Below are 22,133 nucleotides of genomic sequence, written 5' to 3'. Positions count from 1 at the left end.
ACTGGTTGCGTGGCGCGTCTTTCGTTGCTGCTTCCGCCATTGTCACGCCGCGCGCGATTGGGCGCGGCGGCGCGCTTCCTCGCGCATCTCGATCGCGACGTCGATCTGCCGCAGGTACGCCCGTTCCGCGATGAGGGCGGCGCGCGCGGCGTCGGGCGTCGTGCGCACGAAGCGGATCGGCAGGTTGAGCCGCGCCTGCGCGAGCTTCCACAGGTCGGCGCGGATCACCGTGCCGATCTTCGGATAGCCGCCGGTGGTCTGCGCGTCGTGCATCAGCACGATCGGCTGGCCGTTCGGCGGCACCTGGATCGTGCCGGGCAGCACCGCGTGCGACAGCAGCTCGACCGGGCGCGCGCGCACGAGCTCGGCGCCGGCGAGCCGATAGCCCATCCGGTTGCTGTTCGCGGTGACGAGCCATTCCTCGTCCCAGAACGCCTGCTGCGAATCGGCCGCGAACGACGCGTAGTCGGGGCCCGGCAGCACGCGCACGGGCATCGCCCATGGTGCATGCGCGGGGCGGTGACGGCGCGGCGGCTCGTCGACGCGCACGAACGCGCACCATGCCGGCGCCTTCACGCCGAATTCGGGCGCATCGGCCGCGAGGCAGCCGGCGCCGGCCGGCGGCACGCCGACCGGGAGCCGGTCGCCGTCGCGCAGCGTGCGGCCGCCGAGGCCGCCGAAGCGCGACGCGAGATCGGTGCTGCGCGAGCCGAGCATCGGCAGCACGTCGATGCCGCCCGCGATGCACAGGTAGCCGCGCATGCCGCGTTTCGCGGCCGGCAGCACGAGCGTCTGCCCGGCGGCGACCGGCAGGCTCCACCACGAATGAACGGGCTTGCCGTCGAGCGTTGCACCGAACTCGGTGCCGGTGATCGCGATGCGCGTGGCGCGCGTGAAGCGGAACGTGGCGGGGCCGATCGTGATTTCGACGGCCGCCGCGTCGGGGCGGTTGCCGACGAGTCGGTTGCCGACTTCGAGCGCGAGGCCGTCGAGCGCGCCGCCCTGCGCGACGCCGAGATGGCGCGTGCCGCGGCGGCCGAGATCCTGCACGGTCGACAGCGGGCCGGCCCGCACGACCTCGATGGTGCCCGGTGCGTGGTTCTGGGTCATCGTGCGTCGACTCCGGCAATGGTGAAGCGCACGCGGTCGCCGGGCAGCAGCAGCGTCGGCTGGGGCCGCGCCGGATCGAACAGCACCTGCGACGTGCGGCCGATCAGTTGCCAGCCGCCGGGCGACGTGGCCGGGTAGATGCCCGTCTGCGCGCCGCCGATGCCGACCGAGCCGGCCGGCACCTCGAGACGCGGCGCCGCGCGGCGCGGCGTGTGCAGCGACGCGTCGAGGCCGCCGAGATACGCGAAACCGGGCTGGAACCCGACGAAGAACACGACGTAGGCGCCGGCCGCGTGGCGCGCGACGACCTCGTCGGCCGACAGGCCCGTGTGGGCGGCGACGGCAGCCAGGTCGGGACCGGCGGCACCGCCGTACTCGACCGGGATCTCGACCTCGCGGCCGTCCGCGTGCTCGACGTCGGCCGTCTCCCACGCGTCGCGCAGCGCGGGCGTGAGCGACTCGGCCGTCGCGGCGAGCGCGTCGAACACGATGGTCAGGTTGTTCATGCCGGGAACGACGTCGATCACGTCGGGCCACGCGCGCGCGGCCTCGGCCACGGCCCAGACGCGGCGCTGGCAATCGAGCGTGGCGGGCGGCGGCACCTCGCAGACGAGGGCGGCATCGCCGAGCGGATAAATGCGGGGTGGCGTCATCGGACTGGCACGGTTCGGACGGCAATGTTAGCGCACATTGTCAATAAAATATCGACAACTTCTCAATAAGCGTTTTCGCCTAGCTCGCCGGCCGGGGCTTCTGGCGTACACTCGGGCACATCCTGTCATCCGGCTTGCGCCTGTCCATGAAGCGTCCTGCGACCAAGATCGTGTCATCCGAACACCTCGTTTCCGATTCGAGCGCGGAGCTGTCGGAGCTCGAATACGGGCTCATCATGGCCGGCAATGCGTTCAACCGCTGGATGGTGCGCTGCATGTCGGCGGCCGGCGCGAAGGACATGACGGCGGTCGAGGTTTCGCTGCTGCATCACGTCAGCCATCGCGAACGCAAGAAGAAGCTCGCCGACATCTGCTTCGTGCTCAATATCGAGGATACGCACGTCGCGACCTATGCGCTGAAAAAACTGATCGCCCGCGGCTATGTGAAGAGCGAGAAGAACGGCAAGGAAGTGTTCTTCTTCGCGACCGACGCGGGCCGCGACCTGTGCCTGAAGTACCGCGAGGTCCGCGAGCATTGCCTGATCGAGACGCTGAAGGACAGCGGCCTCACCAACGAGCAGATCGGCGACGCGGCGCAGTTGCTGCGCCACGCCTCGGGCCTGTACGACACGGCCGCGCGCGCGGCGGCATCGCTGTAAACGATTGCGGCAACGGTCGGGCGCGGCGACGCGCTCACGGGCAGGCGGCGACGAGCGCGGCGCCGCGCGGCATTATCCGGCGGCCGGGTAAAGCGCGCCGTCGGTGACGATCCAGCGCAGCGCGAGATCGTGCGCCTCGGCCGGCAGCGCATCGACGCGGCACGCTTCGTACGCGATGCCGACCGTCACGGGCAGCGTGTCGCCCGGCCACGCGGCGAGCGTGCGGTCGTAGTAGCCGCCGCCGTAGCCGAGCCGGTAGCGCTGCGGATCGAATCCCACACAGGGAATCAGCAAAAGATCGGGCACGACGACGATTCCCGACGCCGGTTCGGGAATCCGGTGATGACCTTCGCGCATCGGCGTGTGCGCGTCCCATGCGTGGAACGCGAGCGGCGTGTGACGCTCGCCGATCACCGGCAGCGCGGCGCAGCGGCCGGCCCCTGCCGCGCACCATGCGAGCACCGCATCGCGCGCATCGAATTCGCCCGGCAGCGGCCAGTAGAATCCGACCGTGCGCGGCGCGAGACGGTCGAGCAGCATGCGCAGCCGCGCGTCGAGCGCGGCGTTCGCGGCAGGTTGCGACGCGGCGTCGCGACGGGCGCCGGACAGCGTTTTGCGCAGCGCAACCTTCGGGTTCGGCACAGGGTTGCGTGCTATGCTTTCGCTCACTTCGTGCTCCATTCAAAACGATGTCGAACAGCCTTTTCCGAGTATATCGCGCGGTCGCGCTGACGCTTTCGGCCGCCGCGCTCGTCGCGGGCACGGCCGCGTGCGCCGCACCGAACGACGACACGCTCGCCGGGGATGACCAGATCTTCGTGCAGCTTCGCGAAGCCGCACGCCGCAACGACGCCGCGAAGGCCGCCCAGCTCGCGTCGATGATCCCGAACTATCCGGTGCCGTCCTACGTCGAGTATTTCCAGATCAAGCCGCAGCTGTTCGATTCGACCGGCCGCGCGCGCGTCGATGCGCCGGACGCGCCCGTGCAGTCGTTCCTGCAGCGCTACGACGGCCAGGCGATCGCCGATCGCCTGCGCAACGACTACCTGCTCGTGCTCGGCGCGCGCCACGACTGGCGCAATTTCGACGACCAGTACAAGCGTTTCGTGCTCGACGACGACACGCAGGTCAAGTGCTATGCGCTCGAATCGCGCGCGGCGCGCAACGAGAACGTCGCCGATGCGGCGCGCGCGCTGCTCGTCGAGCCGAAGAACTACGGCGATGCATGCGTCGACCTGATCACCGCGCTCACCGTCAACCAGCAGTTCACGAGCGACGACGTGTGGCAGCAGGCGCGCCTCGCGTACGAGCAGAACTACACGACGCTCGGCGGCAAGATCGTCGACGCGCTCGGTCCGCGCCCGGTCGGCTTCGACCAGGCGACGAGCGCGCCGCCGCTGTATCTCGCGCGCGGCGTCGGGCCCGACGCCGCGTCGCATCAGCTCGCGCTGATCGCGCTCGGCCGCATGGCGCGCAACGATCCGGACGCCGCCGCCGGGATGCTGACGACGGTCGCGCCTTCGCTCACCAAGCAGGAACAGGCGATCGCGTGGGGCGCGATCGGCTACCAGGGCGCGATCAAGCGCTCGCCGATGGCATCGGTCTGGTATGCGAAATCGGCGAACGCGCCGCTGTCGAACCCGGGCTACGAATGGCGCACGCGCGCCGCGCTGCTCGCCGGCAACTGGCCGATGGTGCGCTGGTCGATCGAGCAGATGCCGCCGTCGCTGCGCAACGATCCGGCGTGGATCTACTGGCATGCGCGCGCGCTCAAGCAGAGCGGCGACACGCTGCAGGCGAACCAGGAATTCGAGCAGGTCGCTGGCCAGTTCAACTTCTACGGGCAGTTGGCCGGCGAAGAGCTCGGCCAGCGCACGACGATCCCGCCGCGCACGAAGGTGAGCGACGCCGAGATCGACGCGATGGGCAAGATCCCGGGCTTCGCGCTCGCGCAGCGCTTCTACGCGCTGAACCTGCGCCTCGAAGGCAATCGCGAATGGAACTGGCCGCTGCGCGGGATGACCGATCGCCAGCTGCTCGCGGCCGCCGAATACGGCAAGCGCGTCGAGCTGCTCGACCGCACGGTCAACACCGCCGACCGCACGAAGGCCGAGCACGACTTCACGCTGCGCTATCCGTCGCCGTACCGCACGACCGTCGAGCGCTATGCGCAGTCGACGGGCCTCGACGTCGAGTGGGCGTACGGGCTGATCCGCCAGGAATCGCGCTTCATCATCAGCGCGCGTTCGTCGGTCGGCGCGGGCGGCCTGATGCAGCTGATGCCGGCGACGGCCCAGATGGTCGCGAAGAAGCTCGGCATGGGCACGATCTCGCGGGCGCAGATGCACGACATCGATACCAACATCCAGCTCGGCACCTGGTATCTGGCGGACATCTACAACAACTTCGACAGCTCGCCGGTGCTCGCCACCGCCGGCTACAACGCGGGCCCGGGCCGGCCGCGCCAGTGGCGTCAGGTGTTGACGCAGCCGGTCGAAGGCGCGATCTTCGCGGAGACGATTCCGTTCAACGAGACGCGCGACTACGTGAAGAACGTGCTGTCGAACACCGTCTACTACGCGGCGCTCTTCGAGGGCAAACCGCAGTCGTTGAAGAAACGTCTAGGCATGATCTCGCCCTGATACACGAACTGCCGCGCGAGACGCGGCAGTGTTCTTTTTAGGACCCGAACATGGATCGCCAGACCGTTGCGCTGCTGGGCGGCACCGGCTTCATCGGCAGCCGGCTCGTCAATGCGCTGATCGATGCCGGCAAGCAGGTGCGGATCGGTACGCGGCGGCGCGAGCACGCGCGCCACCTGCAGATGCTGCCGGTCGACATCGTCGAACTCGACGCGCTCGATACGCGCACGCTCGCGCGCTTCGTCGCCGGCGCGCACGCGGCGATCAACCTGATCGGCGTGCTGCACGGCGGCCGCGGCACGCCGTACGGGCCGGGTTTCGCGCGCGCGCACGTCGCACTGCCGGCCGCGCTCGCGACAGCCTGCACCGAGGTCGGCGTGCGGCGCCTGCTGCACATGAGTGCGCTCGGCGCCGATCCGCACGGCGCGAGCATGTACCAGCGCTCGAAGGGCGACGGCGAAGCCGCGCTGCATGCGGTCGCGGCCACCGATTCGCTCGCGCTGACGATCTTCCGTCCGTCGGTCGTGTTCGGCCCCGGCGATGCATTCCTCAACACGTTCGCGAACCTGCAGCGCACGGTGCCCGTGCTGCCGCTCGCGATGCCCGACGCGCGCTTCCAGCCGGTATTCGTCGGCGACGTCGTGCGCGCGTTCGTCAACACGCTCGATCTCGCGGGCGCGCACGGCAAGACCTACGAACTCGGCGGCCCGACCGTCTACACGCTCGAGCAACTGGTGCGCTATTGCGGCACGCTGGTCGGCCGGCAGGCACGCATCGTGCGGCTGCCCGACGCGCTTGCGCGGCTGCAGGCGAGCGTGTTCGAATGCCTGCCGGGCGAACCGGTGCTCACGCGCGACAATCTCGCGACGATGTCGGTGCCGAACGTGCTGTCGGGGCCGCTCGCGCCGGAACTCGGGCTCTCGCCCGCGAGTCTCGAAAGCATTGCGCCCGCGTATCTCGGCGACGCGGCCAGGCGCTCGCGGTTCGACTGGTTCCGCTCGCGTCGCTAATACCCGCGGGGCGCCGCCGGCCGGCGCTTCTTTTCCTTTTTCGCATTTTCCGGAACCCCGTCATGAAGCTCGTCATTGGAGACAAGAACTACTCGTCGTGGTCGATGCGGCCTTGGCTGCTGCTCGCGCATTTCGGCATCCCGTTCGACGAGATCGTGGTCGAGCTGCGCCGCGACGACACGGCCGCGCGCATCCGCGAATATTCGCCGACCGGCAAGGTGCCGTGCCTCGTCGACGATCACGGCTTCGCGATCTGGGATTCGCTCGCGATCGCCGAGACGCTCGCCGAGCGCTATCCGCAATTCCCGATGTGGCCGGCCGACCCGCTCGCGCGCGCGCATGCGCGCTGCGTGTCCGCCGAGATGCATTCGGGCTTCATGGCGCTGCGCACGCAGATGGGCATGAGCATCCGCGCGTCGATGCCGGGGCGCGGCGCGACACCCGACGCGCTCGCCGACGTCGCGCGCATCGACGCGCTGTGGAGCGAATGCATCGAGGCGTCGGGCGGGCCGTTCCTGTTCGGCGAATTCGGGATCGCCGATGCGATGTATGCGCCGGTCGTGATGCGCTTCAACACGTATGCGCCGGCGCTGTCGCCGGAGGCGGCCGGCTATGCGGCGCGGGTGACCGCGCTGCCGGCCGTGCAGCAGTGGATCGACGCTGCACGCCGTGAAACCAACGTGATCGCCGAATACGAGCCGCAGCCATGAACATCTATGCAGTAGGCGGAGCGATCCGCGACGAATTGCTCGGCGTGCCGGTGCAGGACCGCGACTACGTGGTGGTCGGCGCGACGCCCGAGCAGATGACCGCGCAGGGCTTCCGGCCGGTCGGCAAGGATTTCCCGGTGTTCCTGCATCCGCAGACGCAGGAGGAGTACGCGCTGGCGCGCACCGAGCGCAAGACGGCGGCCGGCTATCACGGCTTCCAGTTCCACTACGCGCCGGACGTCACGCTCGACGAGGATCTCGCGCGGCGCGATCTGACGATCAACGCGATGGCGCGCGAGGTGAGCCCGGAAGGCACGCTGGTCGGCCCGGTGATCGATCCGTTCGACGGGCAGGCCGACCTGCGCGCGCGTGTGTTCCGGCACGTGAGCGACGCGTTCGTCGAGGATCCGGTGCGGATCCTGCGGATCGCGCGCTTTGCCGCGCGGTTCGCGGATTTCACGGTCGCGGACGAAACGCTCGCGCTGATGCGGCGGATGGTCGACGCGGGCGAGGTCGACGCGCTCGTCCCCGAACGCGTGTGGCAGGAAATCGCGCGCGGGCTGATGGAGGCGAAGCCGTCGCGGATGTTCGCGGTGCTGCGCGAGTGCGGCGCGCTCGCGCGCATCCTGCCCGAGGTCGATGCGCTGTGGGGCGTGCCGCAGCGCGCCGATTACCACCCGGAAGTCGATACCGGCGTGCACGTGATGATGGTGGTCGACTACGCGGCGAAGCAGGGCTATTCGCTGGCGGTGCGCTTCGCGGCGCTCACGCACGATCTCGGCAAGGGCACGACGCCCGCGGACGTGCTGCCGCGCCACGTCGGCCACGAAAGCCGCAGCGTCGAGCTGCTCAAGCCGTTGTGCGAGCGGCTGCGGGTGCCGAACGAATGCCGCGATCTCGCGCTGGTGGTCGCGCGCGAGCACGGCAACCTGCATCGCGTGATGGAAATGGGCGCGGCCGCGCTGGTGCGGCTGTTCGAGCGCAGCGACGCGCTGCGCAAGCCGGCGCGCTTCGCCGAGCTGCTGCAGGCCTGCGAATCGGATGCGCGCGGCCGGCTCGGACTCGATGCGCAGCCGTATCCGCAGGCCGAGCGGTTGCGCGTCGCGCTCGCGGCCGCGCGCAGCGTCGATGCCGGCGCGATCGCACGCGGCATCGGCAGCGACACGGAGAAGATCAAGGAAGCCGTGCATCGCGCGCGGATCCAGGCCGTCGCGCAGGCGCTCGCGATCGGCGAATAGCCGGCAGGTAGCAGGCGCGGAACAGCGCGCGGCCAGCCGTTACGGTTTCTTCTTACGTGCCGGAGTCGCGGCCGCCGGGCGTTTGCCGGCGGCGGCGCGCGGCTTCGCCGCTCCCTTCTTTTCGGCTGACCCGGCCCTGGACGGCCGTGCCGCGGCGGCGTCGCGGTCATCCCGTTTGGACGCCGGCGCGCGCCGGCTCACGCGCGGCTCGCCGGGCTTCGATTGCCTGATTTCCGTCGTCGCGGACACGAATTCCGCACCACTGTCGTCGAACAGCGGCAGCGTGCTGACGGTGATCAGCTCGGCCGGCCCGTCGCCGACATTGGCCACGCGATGCCGCTTGCGCGCGTCGAAGTGCAGCGAGTCGCCGGGCGTCAGCGGGTAATTCTTCTTGCCGACCGTGTAGCAGATGCGGCCCGCCAGCACGTACACGAATTCGTCGCCGCCGTGCGCGACCCATTCCGACCGGTAGCCCTCCATCATCTGCACCTTCAGCGCGTTGATCTGGCTGCCGTCGAAGGTGGTGGACAGCCGCTCGTACCACTGCGACGCGGCGTCGAGCGCGTACGGCTTGCGGCTGCCCTCGTGCGAATCGGGCTGCGCCTGGCGCGGCTGCTCGATCAGCGTGCCGAGCGGCACGCCCAGCGCCTTCGCGACGTTGACGAGCGACGACAGCGAGATGCCCGTCAGATGGCGCTCGACCTGCGACAGGAACCCGACCGACAGGTTCGCTTCGGTCGCCACTTCCAGCAGCGTCTTCTTCGCTTCCCGGCGCAGGCGGCGAATGCGCTGGCCGATACGCATGAGGTCTGAATCCATGAATCTCTTTCGTGGCAACGAGTCGGGGCGCGGGCAGGAGCCGTGCGGCTGCCCGGGGCAGCGAGGCCGGCGCATTGTACCGCGCAGCGTCGCGGAGGCGAATCGGCGTTGTGCGGGGATCCGCATGCGGCACGCCGATTTTAGTCCTACGAAAATCTTGGCTTGACCTCGATTTCGACGTGCTCTAGATTCTGTCGCGCATCAAACAAAGTTAAGTGAGACAAAAATTTTACCGAAGGCCTGCCTCCCGGCCGGCGGCGCGGTCCGGCCGCGCGTCGTGCCGCGCGTGACCTGCGCCGCAACGACGTGCCGTGCCCGGCGCGCGATGCCGCGCCACGCCGCCGGCCGCCGACAACAACGAATAACGGGCATCCGATGATCGATCGACTGAAATACAGCTTCTCCGGCCTTCCCCCGTACGACGCGTCCGTCGCCGACACGCAGGCCGGCCTGTCGCGCCTGCTCGATGCCGCGCGACTCGACGCGGTGGTGATCACGTCGCAGGACGAATACGTGACCGAATACCTGCCGCGCAGCAACAACCCGCGCTACGCGGTGTCCGGCTTCGACGGCTCGGCCGGCTGCGGGATCTTCCTGAGCGCGGCGACCGCGCAGGCGCTCGATCTGCCGCCGTTCGTGCTGTTCGTCGATGGCCGTTATCACTTCCAGGCCGACCAGCAGTGCGATCCGGCGCGCGTGCGCGTCGAGAAGCTCGGCATGAACGTGACGATCTGGCAGGCGATGGCCGACTGGTTGCTCGCGCACGCGAGCCGGCTCGCGCGGGTCGGCTACGACGCGCGGCGGATCAGCGTCGGGCAACGCAACCGGCTGTTCGAGCAGACGCAGGCCGCGTCGCTTGACTGGACGAGCCTCGCCGATCGCGAGATCGACCGCGCGATCGCGCTGCCGGGCTGGAACGTCGAACGGCCGATCTTCGAGCTCCCGGCAGCGATGACGGGCCTGAGCGTCGCGCAGAACCTCGACGCGCTGAACCGGCGGCTCGCCGCGCATACCGGCGCGGCCGACGGCAAGACCGCGTTCTTCACCTGCGCGTCGGACGATCTCGCGTATCTGCTGAACAGCCGCGGCTATCACATCCCGAACGTGTCGTCGCACCTCGGCTTCCTGTTCGCGATCGGCGAGCAGGTGGTGCTGTTCTTGCCGGAAGGCTGCGACCGCTGCGAGGTCGCGCTCGATTCGTATCCGGCGCTGCAGGTGATCCGGCGCGACGTGGCGGCGCTCGAGCGCTTCCTCGCACGGTTCGCGGTCGAGCACGTGTGCTACGGCTTCGAATCGGTGAACTGCGCGCTCGTCGACGCGGTGAACCGGGTGTGGCCGCACGCGCGGCATGCCGATTTCAACCCGGTCGAGGCGCTGCGGGCGAGCAAGACGCCGGCCGTGCTCGACCGCTTCCGCGACGCGTTCGCGCGCAGCTGCGCGGCGATCGCCGAGACGATGCGCTGGGCGAAGAACGGCGAGCCGGGCGTGCGCCACACCGAGTACGACCTCGCGCGCACGATCAACGACGCGTACGGCGCCCGTTCGGCGGTCGCGCTGACGTTTCCGTCGATCGCGGCGAATGGCGCGAACAGCGCCTTCGCGCACTACACGGCGGCGAGCGCCGACGTCGAGCTGACCGAAGGCGAACTCGTGCTGCTCGACAGCGGCGCGTACTACGAAGCGGGCTTCGCGACGGACTGCACGCGCGTCGTGCTGCGTCGCACGCGGCCGGACACGGTCGCGCAGCCGTGGCAGCGCGAGATCTACACGGTCGCGCTGAAGGCCTGCATCAAGGGGCTCGTCACGCGCTTTCCGGCGAGTGCGACGGGCGGCGACGTCGATGCGCTGGTGCGGCAGGTGTGCCGCGACCATGGCTACGATTTCGGCCACGGCACCGGGCACGGCGTCGGGATTCACGTGCACGAGGGCGGCGTGCGGTTCGCGCCGGGCGCGACCTACGGGCTGGTGCCGAATGCGGTGATTTCGGTCGAGCCGGGCATCTACCTGCCGGGCAAGGGCGGCGTGCGGATCGAGAACATCGTGATCGTGCGGGCGGACGACGCGCAGCCGGACACCGTGACGTTCGAGAACATCGTGACGGTCGGCTACGACTGGGACCTGATCGATCTCGACCTGCTGGACGACGCCGAGCGCGCGTACCTGCGCGACTACGAGCGGCTGTGCGTGGCGCGCGGCACGCAGGTCACCGCGTGTCCGCTGTTGTAACGAAGGGAGAGGCGGGAGCGCGGCCGCCGGGCGGCCGCGCGGCGCGACGTCAGCGCGTGAGCGCCGACACGCGCCCGTCGGGGCCGTACACGCCGGCCGGCGCGGGCGCCGAGCGCAGCACCGCGAGCGCGCGCTCGTTGTAGTCCATCCGGATCCGGATCAGCATTCCGTTGTTCGCGTTGGCCTGGCGCGCGCGTTCGGCGGCCTGTTGCAGCAGTTGCCAGCGGCTGGCGAGGCGCGCATCGCGCTCGGCCGCCTGGTCCATGCCTTTCTTGCCGGCGGGAAAGCCGAGCGCGCAAAGCTGCGTGTCGCGCGTGCGTTCGAGCTGCGCGAGCCGGTCGATCAATGCGCTTTTCTTCTCGACGATCCCGGGCAGCATCTCGAGCGGCTCGGCCGTCGTCAGCGCCTTTTCCTCGTAGACGAGCAGGGACGCGAACGCTTCGACCGTCGCGTGTTCGTCGTTGACCGTGGCCAGCAGCTCTTCTCTCATCGCGTCATGCTCGTCACGCCGGCGCGTGCAGTGCTGCGCACGCCGGCAAACCGGGTGACCCGGCCACGAGGCCGGGAGTTAGCTGCCCGGGCGCTGCTGCTGGAGCAGCTCGCGGGCGGTGTTCAATACGCCGTCGGCGATCTTGTTCGCGTCGATCGTCAGCGTGCCGTTGTTCAGCGCGTCCTTGATCGACTGGACCAGGCCCGTGTCGATATCGGCGTCGCCCGACGCGGATACCGAACGCAGCTGGCCGGACAGACCCGACAGGTTCACGGTCGTGTCGCCGCCGGTCGATCCGGCGTCGCCTGCCTGCGCGGACGACTGGGCCGTGCCGGACGGCGCACGGGCCGCGCCGTTGCCGGTCGGCGCGAGGGGGCTCGGTTTCGGAGTGGAATCGATCTTCACGATGGGTTTCCTGTACGGTTTGACCCAGATAACGGCCGGGTCGGCCCGAACTTTAGCATCGCGAGCCCGAAATGCTCCGAATAAACAATTCTTTACATTCTTGCGGCAGATCCGTCCCTACAGCGGAATTTCCACGGTGCCGGCGTCCTTGACGATCGCCGTGACGATCTGCCCGGCCGCCATCCGTACCCGCACCGACTGGCCGGGCGCCGCATTCGCGAGCACGCTGCCTTCGGCCGAAATCGTGAAGCCGGGGCCGGCCGCGACGACCCGCACCGTCTGGCCGGCCGACACCGACGCCGCGCTCTTCAGCATGTCCTGCCGCAGCGGCAGCCCGGCCGAGATGCGCGCAAGCGCGGTTGCGCCGATCGCCTGCGCCGGATCGGTGATCACCGCCAGCGGCAGCACCGTCAGGTCGCCGTCGCGCGCGACCAGGTCGGCCGCGGAGAGCGGCTCGCCGGGCGCGATCTGGCGCGCGGCGACGTAATAGGTGGCCTGCACGGCGACCTTCGCCTGCAGGTAGACGGTCCACGGCCGCTCGCCGGCGCAGCGCACGCCGACCGTCGTGCGGCCCCACAGGCGCGCGCCGGTCGGCAGGAACGGTTCGAGCGTCGTGCACGCGGCGAGCCCGCGCGGAAAGGCGGTCGTGACGGTCGCGGTGGTCTTGCCGGGCAGGCCGGCGATCTGCTGCTGCAGGAACGCGAGCGCCGCGCGCCGGATCGTTTCGGGATCTTGCTGGCCGGGCGCCGTCGCGGGCCGGGCGGCAGGGGCGGCCGGAGCCGGATTGCCGGAAGCGGCCGCCGTGCGCGGCGCCACCGCTGATGCCGCCCGGGCTGCCGCGAGGCGGGCGGCGGCGGCCGTTTGCGGCGCCGGCCGCGCGGGATTCGATGCAGGCTCGGCCGTGCTGGCGACGACCGTCGCGATCGCGGAAGGATCGACTGTGCGCGACGGCGCACCGTAACCGGCGTTCGGGCGGGCGGCTGCGTAGACGGGGGCCGCCGCAGCGGCCGGCGGCGGGAGGCTCGTCACGACCATCTGGCCGGCCGGTTGCGCCGCGTAGCCGGCGCCGGTCGAGGCGCTCGCCCCGCCGGCCGCGCGCTGCGCACCCGGAACCGAAGCGGCGCCCGCATTCCCGTCGAACTGCCCGCCGCTCGCCGCATTGGCATGCGCGAGCGCGGTTTCTGCCGTTTCGCCGCGCCCGGGAATCACGATCATCCCGTCGTCGGCGTGGGCGGCAGGCGCGGCGATCCACAGCGCCGCGGCGAGCGCGAACGCACGCCGGACGTGCGCGAGCCGCCCGTTCCTGTCGCGAAGTGCGCCGCCAGTCATCGCCATGCCTCCGATCCGTTGATCCGCTTCGCATTCTAGGGAGCGGGGGCGTCGCGCAAACGATGAATAGAGGGGGCCTTTGCCGCGTTATTCGCCCGATTGCCGGTTGCGTCCCGCGCCTACCATCGCTGTCATGGAAAAAAGCCTCTCGGGTCGCCATCCGGCGCGAGGGGCGTGCAGCGCTTCATACGGAGAGACGCACACATGCTGGACAAACTCGATGCGGAATTCGCGTTCGGCCGACAGGCGCTCGACGTGCGCGCCTATCGGCAGGAACTGCTGTCGTCGAACATCGCGAACGCCGACACGCCCGGCTACCAGGCCCGCGACGTCGATTTCGCGTCGACGCTCGCGCGCTCGCTGAAGCAGACGAGCGGCGGCCTGGCGCCGAGCAACGCCGCGCAACTGCCGATGACGCAGCCGGCCGGCGTGACGAGCGGCATGTCGATGGTGTCGACGGCGCCCGGGCACATGGCCGGCACCGCGAAGCTGATCCCGACCGGCGGCCCGGCGGACGACTACGGCCGCGCGCAATACCGGATGCCGCTGCAGCCGTCGCTCGACGGCAACACGGTCGATCTCGACGTCGAGCGCGTGCAGTTCGCGAACAACGCGCTGCACTACGAGACCGGGATGACCGTGATGACCCAGCAGATCAAGGCGATGATCGCCGCGATCACGACCAACTCGTAAGCGCCGCTTCCGAACCTCGCCCAGCACAAGGAGCTTCCATGCCTTCGTTGATGAACATCTTCGGCGTCGCCGGTTCGGCGCTGTCCGCGCAATCGCAGCGCCTGAACGTCACCGCGTCGAACCTCGCGAACGCCGACAGCGCGACCGGCCCCGACGGCAAGCCGTACAAGGCCAAGCAGGTCGTGTTCGCGACCGACCCGATGGGCGGCGCGCGCACCGCGTCCGGCCAGGGCGTGGGCGGCGTGCGGGTGACCAAGGTGATGGACGACCCGTCGCCGATGAAATCGACCTACGACCCGGCGAACCCGGCCGCCGACGCGAACGGCTACGTGCAGATGCCGAACGTCGATCCGGTGCAGGAGATGGTGAACATGATCTCGGCGTCGCGCTCGTACCAGGCCAACGTCGAGACGCTGAACACCGCGAAGACGCTGATGCTCAAGACGCTGACGATCGGCTCGTAAGCCGCGCGCGGCCCGACCTTACCGACCCGACAGTTCCGACAGAAGGCCACCCAGGATGACTTCCTCCAACACGACGATCGGCAGCAACGGCACCAACGTGTCGACGCTGCCGACCGACACGATGAACACCAACAACGTGTCGTCGACCAACGGCACGTCGGCGAGCGACCTGCAGGCGACGTTCCTGAAGCTGCTCGTCACGCAGTTGCAGAACCAGGATCCGACCAGCCCGGTCGACAGCTCGCAGATGACGTCGCAGCTCGCGCAGATCAACACGGTGAGCGGCATCGCGCAGTTGAACACGTCGCTCACGTCGCTGTCGACGCAGCTCGCGGCCGGCCAGCAGACGCAGGCCGCGCTGCTGATCGGCACCAACGTGCTCGCGCCGGGCAACGGCGTCGCGGTGAAGGGCGGCGCGGCGTCGCCGTTCGGCGTGTCGCTCGCGAATTCGGTGTCGAACCTGACGATCACCGTGAAGAACTCGGCGGGCGCCGTCGTGAACACGATCAACGCGGGCGCGCAGTCGGCCGGCACCGTGCCGTTCAACTGGACGCCGACCGACGCGGCCGGCAACGCGCTGCCGGACGGCACGTACACGGTCAGCGCGTCGTACACCAACAGCGCCGGCACGCCGCAGGCGGCCACGACGCTCGCGGCCGCGACGGTGCAGAGCGTGGTCAAGCAGGCGGACGGCACCGCGGGGCTCGTGCTGTCGAACGGCACGACGGTGGGGCTCACCCAGGTTGCGTCGATCTTCCCGAACACCAAGTCGTCCACGTCCGGCGACACCACTACCAACTGATCGAGCTTTCTCGTAACGGAGACCGAAATGGGTTATCAACAGGGTCTGAGCGGCCTCGCCGGCGCATCGAACGCGCTCGACGTGATCGGCAACAACATCGCGAACGCGAACACGGTCGGCTTCAAGTCGAGCACCGCGCAATTCGCCGACATGTACGCGAACTCGGTCGCGACGTCGGTCAACACGCAGATCGGCATCGGCACGTCGCTGAACTCGGTGCAGCAGCAGTTCGGCCAGGGCACGATCAATACGACGAACTCGTCGCTCGACGTCGCGATCAACGGCAACGGCTTCTTCCAGATGTCGAACAACGGCGTGACGACGTACTCGCGCGACGGCACGTTCCAGCGCGACAAGAACGGCTTCATCGTCGACTCGCAGGGCCGTAACCTGATGGGCTACGCGGCCAACGCGGGCGGCGTGATCAATACCGCGCAGACCGTGCCGCTGCAGGCGCCGACCACCAACATCGCGCCGACCGCGACGACCAAGATCACCGGCCAGTTCAACCTGAACTCGCAGGACACGGTGCCGACCAAGACGCCGTTCAGCGCGACCGACAACACGACGTACAACTACACGACGTCGATCCAGGTGTACGACTCGCTCGGCGGCTCGCAGGCGGTCAACATGTACTTCGTGAAGTCGGCGGCCGGCACGTGGGAAGCGTACGCGGGCGTGCAGGGCGGCGCGACGACCGATCTCGGCACGATCACGTTCGATACGTCCGGCGCGATCCAGAGCACGACGACCGGCACGCCGGCCACGCCGACCGCGTCGCTCGGCCAGTTCCAGTTCACCGTGCCGAACACCGACGGCTCGGCGACGCCGCAGAAACTCACGCTCGACCTGACCGGCACGACGCAGTACGGCGGCAAGGACGGCGTGAACAACCTCGCGCAGGACGGCTACGCGAGCGGCACGCTGACGACCTACTCGATCGGCGCCGACGGCAAGCTGACCGGCAACTACTCGAACGGCCAGACCGCCGTGCTCGGCCTGATCGCGCTCGCGAACTTCAACAACCCGAACGGGCTGGTGAACCTCGGCGGCAACCAGTATGCGGAATCCGCCGCGTCGGGCGTGCCGCAGGTCTCCGCGCCGGGCAGCACGAACCACGGCACGCTGCAGGGCAGCGCGCTCGAGAACTCGAACGTCGACCTCACGTCGCAGCTCGTCAACCTGATCACCGCGCAGCGCAACTACCAGGCGAACGCGCAGACGATCAAGACGCAGCAGACCGTCGACCAGACGCTCATCAACCTGTAAGCGCGGATAACCGGCAGCCATGGACCGACTGATCTATACGGCGATGACGGGCGCGTCGCAGTCGCTCGACCAGCAGGCGGTGGTCGCGAACAACCTCGCGAACGCATCGACGACGGGCTTTCGCGCGCAACTCGCGACGTATCGCGCGGTGCCGATGAATTTCGGCGACGGCAGCAAGATCGATCCGACGACGACGCGCACCTACGTGCTGTCGTCGACGCCCGGCGCCGACTACGCGCCGGGTCCGATCACGCGCACCGGCAATCCGCTCGACGTCGCCGTGCAGGGCCCGGGCTGGCTGTCGGTGCAGACGGCCGACGGCAGCGAGGCGTACACGCGCGCCGGCAACCTGCATGTCGACGAGAATGGCCAGCTCGTCAACGCGAGCAACCTGCCGGTGATCGGCAACGGCGGCCCGATCTCGGTGCCGCCGAACGCGGAAGTGACGATCGGCAAGGACGGCACTGTGTCCGCGCTGATGCCGGGCGACCCGCCGACGGCCGTCGCGATCGTCGACCAGATGAAGCTCGTCAATCCCGATCCGGCCACGCTCACGCGCGGCAACGACGGGCTGTTCCGCACCGCCGACGGCAATCCGGCCGACGTCGACCCGAACGTGGTCGTCACGCCGAATTCTCTCGAAGGCAGCAACGTGAACCCGGTGACTGCGATGGTCGCGATGATCGACAACGCGCGGGCGTTCCAGCTGCAGTCGAAGCTGATCCAGACGGCCGACCAGAACGAGCAGACGGCGAACCAGTTGCTCAATTTCAGCTGAGCGCCCGCGCCAGCCTAAGCAGGAGACCAGACAAGTGAATCGTTCGCTCTACATCGCCGCCACCGGCATGAATGCGCAGCAGGCGCAGATGGACGTGATTTCGAACAACCTCGCGAACACCAGCACGAACGGCTTCAAGGCGTCGCGCGCGGTGTTCGAGGATCTGCTGTACCAGACCATCCGCCAGCCCGGCGCGAACTCGACGCAGCAGACCGAGCTGCCGTCGGGCCTGCAGCTCGGCACCGGCGTGCAGCAGGTCGCGACCGAGCGCCTGTACACGCAGGGCGGCCTCACGCAGACCGGCAACTCGAAGGACGTCGCGATCAACGGCGCGGGCTTCTTCCAGGTGCTGATGCCGGACGGCACCAACGCGTACACGCGCGACGGCTCGTTCCAGACCAACGCGCAGGGCCAGCTCGTCACGTCGAGCGGCTACCAGGTGCTGCCGGCGATCACCGTGCCGCAGAACGCGCAGTCGCTGACGATCGGCAAGGACGGCGTCGTGTCGGTCACGCAGCCGGGCTCGAGCAACGCGGTCCAGATCGGTTCGCTGCAGATCGCGACCTTCATCAACCCGGCCGGCCTCGAGGCGAAGGGCGAGAACCTGTTCGCGGAAACGACGTCGTCGGGCGCGCCGAACGTGTCGCAGCCGGGGCTGAACGGCGCGGGCGTGCTCAACCAGGGCTACGTCGAGGCGTCGAACGTGAACGTCGTGCAGGAACTCGTCAACATGATCCAGACGCAGCGTGCCTACGAGATCAACAGCAAGGCCGTGACGACGTCCGACCAGATGCTGCAGACCGTCACGCAGATGAAGAGCTAACCGGAAGTCCCGCCGTCGCCATGAAGCAGGTTCGCCTCCCCTCGTCAGCCACCGTCCGCGCCGCGTGCGCGGTCGCGGTGGCGGCGCTCGCCGGTTGCGCGCAGATCCCGCGCGATCCGATCATCCAGCAGCCGATGACGGCGCAGCCGCCGATGCCGATGTCGATGCAGGCGCCCGGCTCGATCTACAACCCCGGCTTCGCGGGGCGGCCGCTGTTCGAGGATCAGCGGCCGCGCAACATCGGCGACATCCTGACGATCATGATCGCGGAGAACATCAACGCGACCAAGTCGTCCGGCGCGAACACCAACCGGCAGGGCAACACCGACTTCAACGTGCCGACCGCCGGCTTCCTCGGCGGGCTGTTCGCGAAGGCGAACCTGTCGGCGACCGGTGCGAACAAGTTCGCGGCGACCGGCGGCGCGAGCGCGGCGAACACGTTCAACGGCACGATCACGGTGACCGTCACCAACGTGCTGCCGAACGGCAACCTCGTGGTCAGCGGCGAGAAGCAGATGCTGATCAACCAGGGCAACGAATTCGTGCGTTTCTCGGGGGTCGTCAACCCGAACACGATCTCGGGCGCGAACTCCGTCTACTCGACGCAGGTCGCCGACGCGAAGATCGAATACTCGTCGAAGGGCTACATCAACGAAGCCGAGACGATGGGCTGGCTGCAGCGCTTCTTCCTCAACATCGCGCCGTGGTGATGACGATGCAGACGACCCTGTTCCACCGCCTGTCGGCCCGCGCGCATGCGGCCGCGCGGCTCGCCGTCGCGTTCGCGGCCGTGGCGGCCGCCTGCGTGCTCGGTGCCGCGCCCGCGCACGCGGAACGCCTGAAGGATCTCGCGCAGATCCAGGGCGTGCGCGACAACCCGCTGATCGGCTATGGCCTCGTCGTCGGCCTCGACGGCACGGGCGACCAGACGATGCAGACGCCGTTCACGACGCAGACGCTCGCGAACATGCTCGCGAACCTCGGCATCTCGATCAACAACGGTTCGGCCAACGGCGGCCCGTCGTCGCTGAACAACATGCAGCTGAAGAACGTCGCGGCCGTGATGGTGACGGCTACGCTGCCGCCGTTCGCCCGGCCCGGCGAGGCGCTCGACGTGACCGTATCGTCGCTCGGCAACGCGAAGAGCCTGCGCGGCGGCACGCTGCTGCTCACGCCGCTGAAGGGCGCGGACGGGCAGGTGTACGCGCTCGCGCAGGGCAACATGGCGGTCGGCGGCGCGGGCGCCAGCGCGAACGGCAGCCGCGTGCAGGTGAACCAGCTCGCGGCCGGCCGGATCGTCGGCGGCGCGATCGTCGAGCGCGCGGTGCCGAACGCGATCGCGCAGATGAACGGCGTGCTGCAGCTGCAACTGAACGACATGGACTACGGCACCGCGCAGCGCATCGTGTCCGCGGTCAACTCGAGCTTCGGCCCGGGCACCGCGACGGCGCTCGACGGCCGCACGATCCAGCTCGCGGCGCCGGCCGATTCCGCGCAGCAGGTCGCGTTCATGGCGCGGCTGCAGAACCTCGACGTGAGCCCGGACAAGGCCGCGGCGAAGGTGATCCTGAACGCGCGCACCGGCTCGATCGTGATGAACCAGATGGTCACGCTGCAGAGCTGCGCGGTCGCGCACGGCAACCTGTCGGTGGTCGTCAACACGCAGCCGGTGGTGTCGCAGCCGGGGCCGTTCTCGAACGGGCAGACGGTGGTCGCGCAGCAGTCGCAGATCCAGCTGAAGCAGGACAACGGTGCATTGAAGATGGTGACGGCCGGCGCGAATCTCGCCGACGTCGTGAAGGCGCTGAACACGCTCGGCGCGACGCCCGCGGACCTGATGTCGATCCTGCAGGCGATGAAGGCGGCCGGCGCGCTGCGTGCGGATCTGGAGATCATCTAAATGGCGGCGAACCTTCCGAACGCAAACGACCTGACGCAGCGCTTCGCGCTCGACGTGCAGGGTTTCGATGCGCTGCGCGCGCAGGCGAAGCAGTCGCCGCAGGCCGGCGCGAAGGCGGTGGCCGGCCAGTTCGACGCGATGTTCACGCAGATGATGCTCAAGAGCATGCGCGACGCGTCGCCGGACGGCGGGCTGTTCGATTCGCATACGTCGAAGATGTACACGTCGATGCTCGACCAGCAGCTCGCGCAGCAGATGTCGACGCGCGGGATCGGCGTCGCCGACGCGCTGATGAAGCAGTTGCTGCGCAACGCGGGCGTCGGCGCGGGCAGCGACACGGCGGCCGACGTCGGCGCGGGCGGCATCGGCGGCCTCGGCACGGCCGGCAACGAAGGCAGCCTCGCCGCGATGAACGCGATGGCGAAGGCCTATGCGAACGCGGCGAACAACGGCGCGCTCGCCGGCGCGCGCGGCTACTCGGCCGGCAGCGCGCTGACGCCGCCGCTGAAGGGCGCGAGCGGCGTGCAGGACGCGGACGCGTTCGTCGACCGGCTCGCGGGCCCCGCGCAGGTGGCCAGTGCGACGACCGGCATCCCGGCGCGGTTCATCGTCGGCCAGGCCGCGCTCGAATCGGGCTGGGGCAAGCGCGAGATCCGCGCGGCGGACGGCTCGACCAGCTACAACGTGTTCGGCATCAAGGCGAACAAGGGCTGGACCGGGCGCACCGTGTCGGCGCTGACCACCGAATACGTGAACGGCACGCCGCGCCGCGTGGTCGCGAAATTCCGCGCGTACGACTCGTACGAGCACGCGATGACCGACTACGCGAACCTGCTGAAGAACAATCCGCGCTATGCGGGCGTGCTGAGCGCGAGCCGCAGCGTCGAGGGCTTCGCGCACGGCATGCAGAAGGCCGGCTACGCAACCGACCCGAATTACGCGAAGAAGCTGATCTCGATCATGCAGCAGATCGGCTGACGGGCCCGCCCGCCACCGATTTGTCCCCCCTTCGGACCGCGCCCGGCACCCCGCCGCGCGCGGTTTCAACGTTTGCGCGAAAAAAATCGCCGTTTCGATCTAAACTTTCGGTCAGCACTGCCGCTAAGTGTGAGAGACCTGCGACCGGGCCCCCGTTCTGGCCCGGTTTTATTGCGCACCGGTTGCCCCGGGCGCCCATGACAAGAAAGACCGGCTAGCCATGAATATCGAAACGTCGACGGACCCCAGCCTGGATGCAGGCCACTCCGGGCCCGACTATGCCCGCCGCAATCCGCTGGAAATCGGCGTGCAGCTGCGCAACCTGGTGAATCGCGGCGATTTCCTGACCGTCCAGTATCCGGGCGGCCAGCTCGTCACGCGCCTGCTCGAGGTCGACGTCGGCGCGCGGACGTTTACGTTCGACTGGGGCGCGCTGTCCGAGCAGAACGCCGGCATCCTCGGCGCGTCGCACTGCACGTTCGCGGCCTCGCCGGAGGGCGTGCGCGTCGAATTCACCACGGGCACGCCGCGCGAGACGCGCTACGAGGGGCTGCCCGCGTTCGTCGCCGATTTCCCCGACGTGCTGGTCTGCATCCAGCGCCGCGAATATTTCCGCGTCGACGCGCCGATCGTCGATCCGTTCCTGTGCCGCGGCAAGCTGCCGGACGGCGAAAGCTTCCTGTTCGAGGTGCACAACCTGTCGCTCGGCGGCGTGGGGCTGCGCACGGCCGACGAGCGTGTCGAGGCGCTCGAGGTCGGCACGCTGCTGCCGGACGTCGAACTCGAGCTGACCGGCCACGGCAAGCTGTCGCTCGACCTGCAACTGGTGTCGCAGCGTTCGACCCAGATGCCGAACGGGTCGCGGCGCTACCAGCTCGGCTTTCGCTACATGTCGCTGCCGGGCAGTGCGGAGAACACGCTGCAGCGGCTGATCACGCAGCTCGAAATGAAGCGCCGCTCGCTCGCGCGGGCCTGACGCGCACCTGGCGGGCCGCCCGCGCAGCAACGCCGGCGCCCCCGCCGGCCGCTTCGACCGGCGACGCACGCCCGTGCGTCGCACGTGCATTTTTTCCTCAATTTTTTCGATCCGCGGCCGTTATACCGGGAGTCACGCAACCCGGCGGCCGCAGCGCGG

The 22,133-nt window shown here is 69.2% G+C and carries 23 protein-coding genes; 16 read left to right on the top strand and 7 right to left on the bottom strand.

From position 1 onward, the window contains the following. Positions 1-42: 42 nt before the first annotated feature. Positions 43-1,110 carry a biotin-dependent carboxyltransferase family protein gene (locus tag MMB92_RS21440; protein ID WP_034201245.1) on the bottom strand — a complete coding sequence of 356 codons (1,068 nt, stop codon included), beginning with the start codon at positions 1,108-1,110 and terminating at the stop codon, positions 43-45. Then, entirely contained in the window at positions 1,107-1,763 is a 657-nt protein-coding gene (gene pxpB, locus MMB92_RS21435; protein WP_006483176.1) for a 5-oxoprolinase subunit PxpB, read from the bottom strand. The genes MMB92_RS21440 and pxpB overlap by 4 nt, the downstream gene beginning before the upstream one ends. A 146-nt stretch (positions 1,764-1,909) precedes the next feature. Here pxpB and MMB92_RS21430 point away from each other — a divergent pair, with 146 nt between their 5' ends. Continuing rightward, on the top strand, positions 1,910-2,422 hold the full coding sequence (locus tag MMB92_RS21430) for a winged helix DNA-binding protein (RefSeq protein WP_006483173.1): 513 nt from the start codon (positions 1,910-1,912) through the stop codon (positions 2,420-2,422). A 72-nt stretch (positions 2,423-2,494) separates the two neighbouring features. Here the strand turns inward: MMB92_RS21430 and MMB92_RS21425 are convergent, their stop codons facing one another. Beyond that, positions 2,495-3,103: a 5-formyltetrahydrofolate cyclo-ligase gene (locus MMB92_RS21425; RefSeq protein ID WP_048986128.1), complete on the bottom strand. Its 609-nt coding sequence runs from the start codon at positions 3,101-3,103 to the stop codon at positions 2,495-2,497. An 8-nt stretch (positions 3,104-3,111) separates the two neighbouring features. Here MMB92_RS21425 and MMB92_RS21420 point away from each other — a divergent pair, with 8 nt between their 5' ends. The 4 genes from MMB92_RS21420 (at position 3,112) to MMB92_RS21405 (ending at position 8,022) form a co-directional block, all read left to right on the top strand. Continuing rightward, entirely contained in the window at positions 3,112-5,064 is a 1,953-nt protein-coding gene (locus MMB92_RS21420) for a lytic transglycosylase domain-containing protein (protein ID WP_112750221.1), read from the top strand. A gap of 50 nt (positions 5,065-5,114) precedes the next feature. After that, positions 5,115-6,074 (top strand): complex I NDUFA9 subunit family protein, encoded by a 960-nt coding sequence (locus tag MMB92_RS21415; RefSeq protein WP_006495513.1) that lies wholly within the window; start codon positions 5,115-5,117, stop codon positions 6,072-6,074. A 62-nt stretch (positions 6,075-6,136) separates the two neighbouring features. Beyond that, a complete protein-coding gene (locus MMB92_RS21410; protein WP_006495512.1) occupies positions 6,137-6,784 on the top strand; it encodes a glutathione S-transferase family protein in 648 nt (215 codons plus the stop codon). Then, a complete protein-coding gene (locus MMB92_RS21405; RefSeq protein ID WP_034201249.1) occupies positions 6,781-8,022 on the top strand; it encodes a multifunctional CCA addition/repair protein in 1,242 nt (413 codons plus the stop codon). Before MMB92_RS21410 ends, MMB92_RS21405 begins: the two co-directional genes overlap by 4 nt. A gap of 39 nt (positions 8,023-8,061) precedes the next feature. Here MMB92_RS21405 and MMB92_RS21400 read toward each other — a convergent pair whose 3' ends face one another. Continuing rightward, entirely contained in the window at positions 8,062-8,841 is a 780-nt protein-coding gene (locus MMB92_RS21400; protein ID WP_043204979.1) for an XRE family transcriptional regulator, read from the bottom strand. A gap of 375 nt (positions 8,842-9,216) precedes the next feature. Between MMB92_RS21400 and MMB92_RS21395 the strand changes: the two genes are divergently transcribed. Next, positions 9,217-11,067, top strand: coding sequence for a M24 family metallopeptidase (locus tag MMB92_RS21395; RefSeq protein WP_058901885.1), 1,851 nt, complete (start codon positions 9,217-9,219; stop codon positions 11,065-11,067). Between the two features lie 49 nt (positions 11,068-11,116). Here MMB92_RS21395 and MMB92_RS21390 read toward each other — a convergent pair whose 3' ends face one another. The 3 genes from MMB92_RS21390 to flgA form a co-directional block, all read right to left on the bottom strand. Then, positions 11,117-11,557: a flagellar protein FlgN gene (locus MMB92_RS21390; RefSeq protein ID WP_006495508.1), complete on the bottom strand. Its 441-nt coding sequence runs from the start codon at positions 11,555-11,557 to the stop codon at positions 11,117-11,119. A 78-nt stretch (positions 11,558-11,635) separates the two neighbouring features. Further along, a complete protein-coding gene (gene flgM, locus MMB92_RS21385) occupies positions 11,636-11,962 on the bottom strand; it encodes a flagellar biosynthesis anti-sigma factor FlgM (RefSeq protein ID WP_006495507.1) in 327 nt (108 codons plus the stop codon). Positions 11,963-12,079: 117 nt separating this feature from the next. Further along, positions 12,080-13,291 carry a flagellar basal body P-ring formation chaperone FlgA gene (flgA, locus tag MMB92_RS21380; protein WP_058902295.1) on the bottom strand — a complete coding sequence of 404 codons (1,212 nt, stop codon included), beginning with the start codon at positions 13,289-13,291 and terminating at the stop codon, positions 12,080-12,082. A gap of 204 nt (positions 13,292-13,495) precedes the next feature. Here flgA and flgB point away from each other — a divergent pair, with 204 nt between their 5' ends. From flgB to MMB92_RS21330, 10 genes are all read left to right on the top strand, one after another. After that, complete coding sequence (gene flgB / locus MMB92_RS21375; RefSeq protein ID WP_006485705.1) at positions 13,496-13,984, top strand: flagellar basal body rod protein FlgB; 489 nt, start codon at positions 13,496-13,498, stop codon at positions 13,982-13,984. Between the two features lie 38 nt (positions 13,985-14,022). Next, on the top strand, positions 14,023-14,448 hold the full coding sequence (gene flgC / locus MMB92_RS21370) for a flagellar basal body rod protein FlgC (protein ID WP_006485701.1): 426 nt from the start codon (positions 14,023-14,025) through the stop codon (positions 14,446-14,448). A gap of 55 nt (positions 14,449-14,503) precedes the next feature. Beyond that, the gene (locus MMB92_RS21365; protein ID WP_006495505.1) at positions 14,504-15,250 is read left to right on the top strand and encodes a flagellar hook assembly protein FlgD; all 747 of its coding nucleotides are present in this window, start codon (positions 14,504-14,506) and stop codon (positions 15,248-15,250) included. Positions 15,251-15,277: 27 nt separating this feature from the next. Continuing rightward, complete coding sequence (flgE, locus tag MMB92_RS21360; protein ID WP_006485700.1) at positions 15,278-16,519, top strand: flagellar hook protein FlgE; 1,242 nt, start codon at positions 15,278-15,280, stop codon at positions 16,517-16,519. A 19-nt stretch (positions 16,520-16,538) separates the two neighbouring features. Next, positions 16,539-17,297: a flagellar basal-body rod protein FlgF gene (gene flgF, locus MMB92_RS21355; RefSeq protein WP_006485699.1), complete on the top strand. Its 759-nt coding sequence runs from the start codon at positions 16,539-16,541 to the stop codon at positions 17,295-17,297. A 34-nt stretch (positions 17,298-17,331) separates the two neighbouring features. Beyond that, complete coding sequence (gene flgG / locus MMB92_RS21350) at positions 17,332-18,120, top strand: flagellar basal-body rod protein FlgG (RefSeq protein WP_006485706.1); 789 nt, start codon at positions 17,332-17,334, stop codon at positions 18,118-18,120. Between the two features lie 20 nt (positions 18,121-18,140). Next, positions 18,141-18,830 (top strand): flagellar basal body L-ring protein FlgH, encoded by a 690-nt coding sequence (gene flgH / locus MMB92_RS21345; protein ID WP_006495504.1) that lies wholly within the window; start codon positions 18,141-18,143, stop codon positions 18,828-18,830. 5 nt (positions 18,831-18,835) lie between these two features. Next, on the top strand, positions 18,836-20,020 hold the full coding sequence (locus MMB92_RS21340) for a flagellar basal body P-ring protein FlgI (protein WP_034195648.1): 1,185 nt from the start codon (positions 18,836-18,838) through the stop codon (positions 20,018-20,020). After that, positions 20,021-20,998: a flagellar assembly peptidoglycan hydrolase FlgJ gene (flgJ, locus tag MMB92_RS21335; protein WP_058901883.1), complete on the top strand. Its 978-nt coding sequence runs from the start codon at positions 20,021-20,023 to the stop codon at positions 20,996-20,998. Between the two features lie 220 nt (positions 20,999-21,218). Continuing rightward, a complete protein-coding gene (locus tag MMB92_RS21330) occupies positions 21,219-21,974 on the top strand; it encodes a flagellar brake protein (protein WP_006477567.1) in 756 nt (251 codons plus the stop codon). The last annotated feature ends 159 nt before the right edge of the window (positions 21,975-22,133 follow it).

It is taken from the genome of Burkholderia sp. IO2 (assembly GCF_029522185.1).
GTDB lineage: Bacteria > Pseudomonadota > Gammaproteobacteria > Burkholderiales > Burkholderiaceae > Burkholderia > Burkholderia cenocepacia.
Note: the sequence above shows the minus strand (reverse complement) of the source record. Positions and strands in the feature narration are given on the sequence as shown.

Excerpts from the sequence above, each read along its gene's own strand:
- MMB92_RS21440 (WP_034201245.1), bottom strand. The coding sequence starts at position 1,110 with ATGACCCAGAACCACGCACCGGGCACCATCGAGGTCGTGCGGGCCGGC.
- pxpB (WP_006483176.1), bottom strand. The coding sequence starts at position 1,763 with ATGACGCCACCCCGCATTTATCCGCTCGGCGATGCCGCCCTCGTCTGC.
- MMB92_RS21430 (WP_006483173.1), top strand. The coding sequence starts at position 1,910 with ATGAAGCGTCCTGCGACCAAGATCGTGTCATCCGAACACCTCGTTTCC.
- MMB92_RS21425 (WP_048986128.1), bottom strand. The coding sequence starts at position 3,103 with ATGGAGCACGAAGTGAGCGAAAGCATAGCACGCAACCCTGTGCCGAAC.
- MMB92_RS21420 (WP_112750221.1), top strand. The coding sequence starts at position 3,112 with ATGTCGAACAGCCTTTTCCGAGTATATCGCGCGGTCGCGCTGACGCTT.
- MMB92_RS21415 (WP_006495513.1), top strand. The coding sequence starts at position 5,115 with ATGGATCGCCAGACCGTTGCGCTGCTGGGCGGCACCGGCTTCATCGGC.
- MMB92_RS21410 (WP_006495512.1), top strand. The coding sequence starts at position 6,137 with ATGAAGCTCGTCATTGGAGACAAGAACTACTCGTCGTGGTCGATGCGG.
- MMB92_RS21405 (WP_034201249.1), top strand. The coding sequence starts at position 6,781 with ATGAACATCTATGCAGTAGGCGGAGCGATCCGCGACGAATTGCTCGGC.
- MMB92_RS21400 (WP_043204979.1), bottom strand. The coding sequence starts at position 8,841 with ATGGATTCAGACCTCATGCGTATCGGCCAGCGCATTCGCCGCCTGCGC.
- MMB92_RS21395 (WP_058901885.1), top strand. The coding sequence starts at position 9,217 with ATGATCGATCGACTGAAATACAGCTTCTCCGGCCTTCCCCCGTACGAC.
- MMB92_RS21390 (WP_006495508.1), bottom strand. The coding sequence starts at position 11,557 with ATGAGAGAAGAGCTGCTGGCCACGGTCAACGACGAACACGCGACGGTC.
- flgA (WP_058902295.1), bottom strand. The coding sequence starts at position 13,291 with ATGACTGGCGGCGCACTTCGCGACAGGAACGGGCGGCTCGCGCACGTC.
- flgB (WP_006485705.1), top strand. The coding sequence starts at position 13,496 with ATGCTGGACAAACTCGATGCGGAATTCGCGTTCGGCCGACAGGCGCTC.
- flgC (WP_006485701.1), top strand. The coding sequence starts at position 14,023 with ATGCCTTCGTTGATGAACATCTTCGGCGTCGCCGGTTCGGCGCTGTCC.
- MMB92_RS21365 (WP_006495505.1), top strand. The coding sequence starts at position 14,504 with ATGACTTCCTCCAACACGACGATCGGCAGCAACGGCACCAACGTGTCG.
- flgE (WP_006485700.1), top strand. The coding sequence starts at position 15,278 with ATGGGTTATCAACAGGGTCTGAGCGGCCTCGCCGGCGCATCGAACGCG.
- flgF (WP_006485699.1), top strand. The coding sequence starts at position 16,539 with ATGGACCGACTGATCTATACGGCGATGACGGGCGCGTCGCAGTCGCTC.
- flgH (WP_006495504.1), top strand. The coding sequence starts at position 18,141 with ATGAAGCAGGTTCGCCTCCCCTCGTCAGCCACCGTCCGCGCCGCGTGC.
- MMB92_RS21340 (WP_034195648.1), top strand. The coding sequence starts at position 18,836 with ATGCAGACGACCCTGTTCCACCGCCTGTCGGCCCGCGCGCATGCGGCC.
- flgJ (WP_058901883.1), top strand. The coding sequence starts at position 20,021 with ATGGCGGCGAACCTTCCGAACGCAAACGACCTGACGCAGCGCTTCGCG.
- MMB92_RS21330 (WP_006477567.1), top strand. The coding sequence starts at position 21,219 with ATGAATATCGAAACGTCGACGGACCCCAGCCTGGATGCAGGCCACTCC.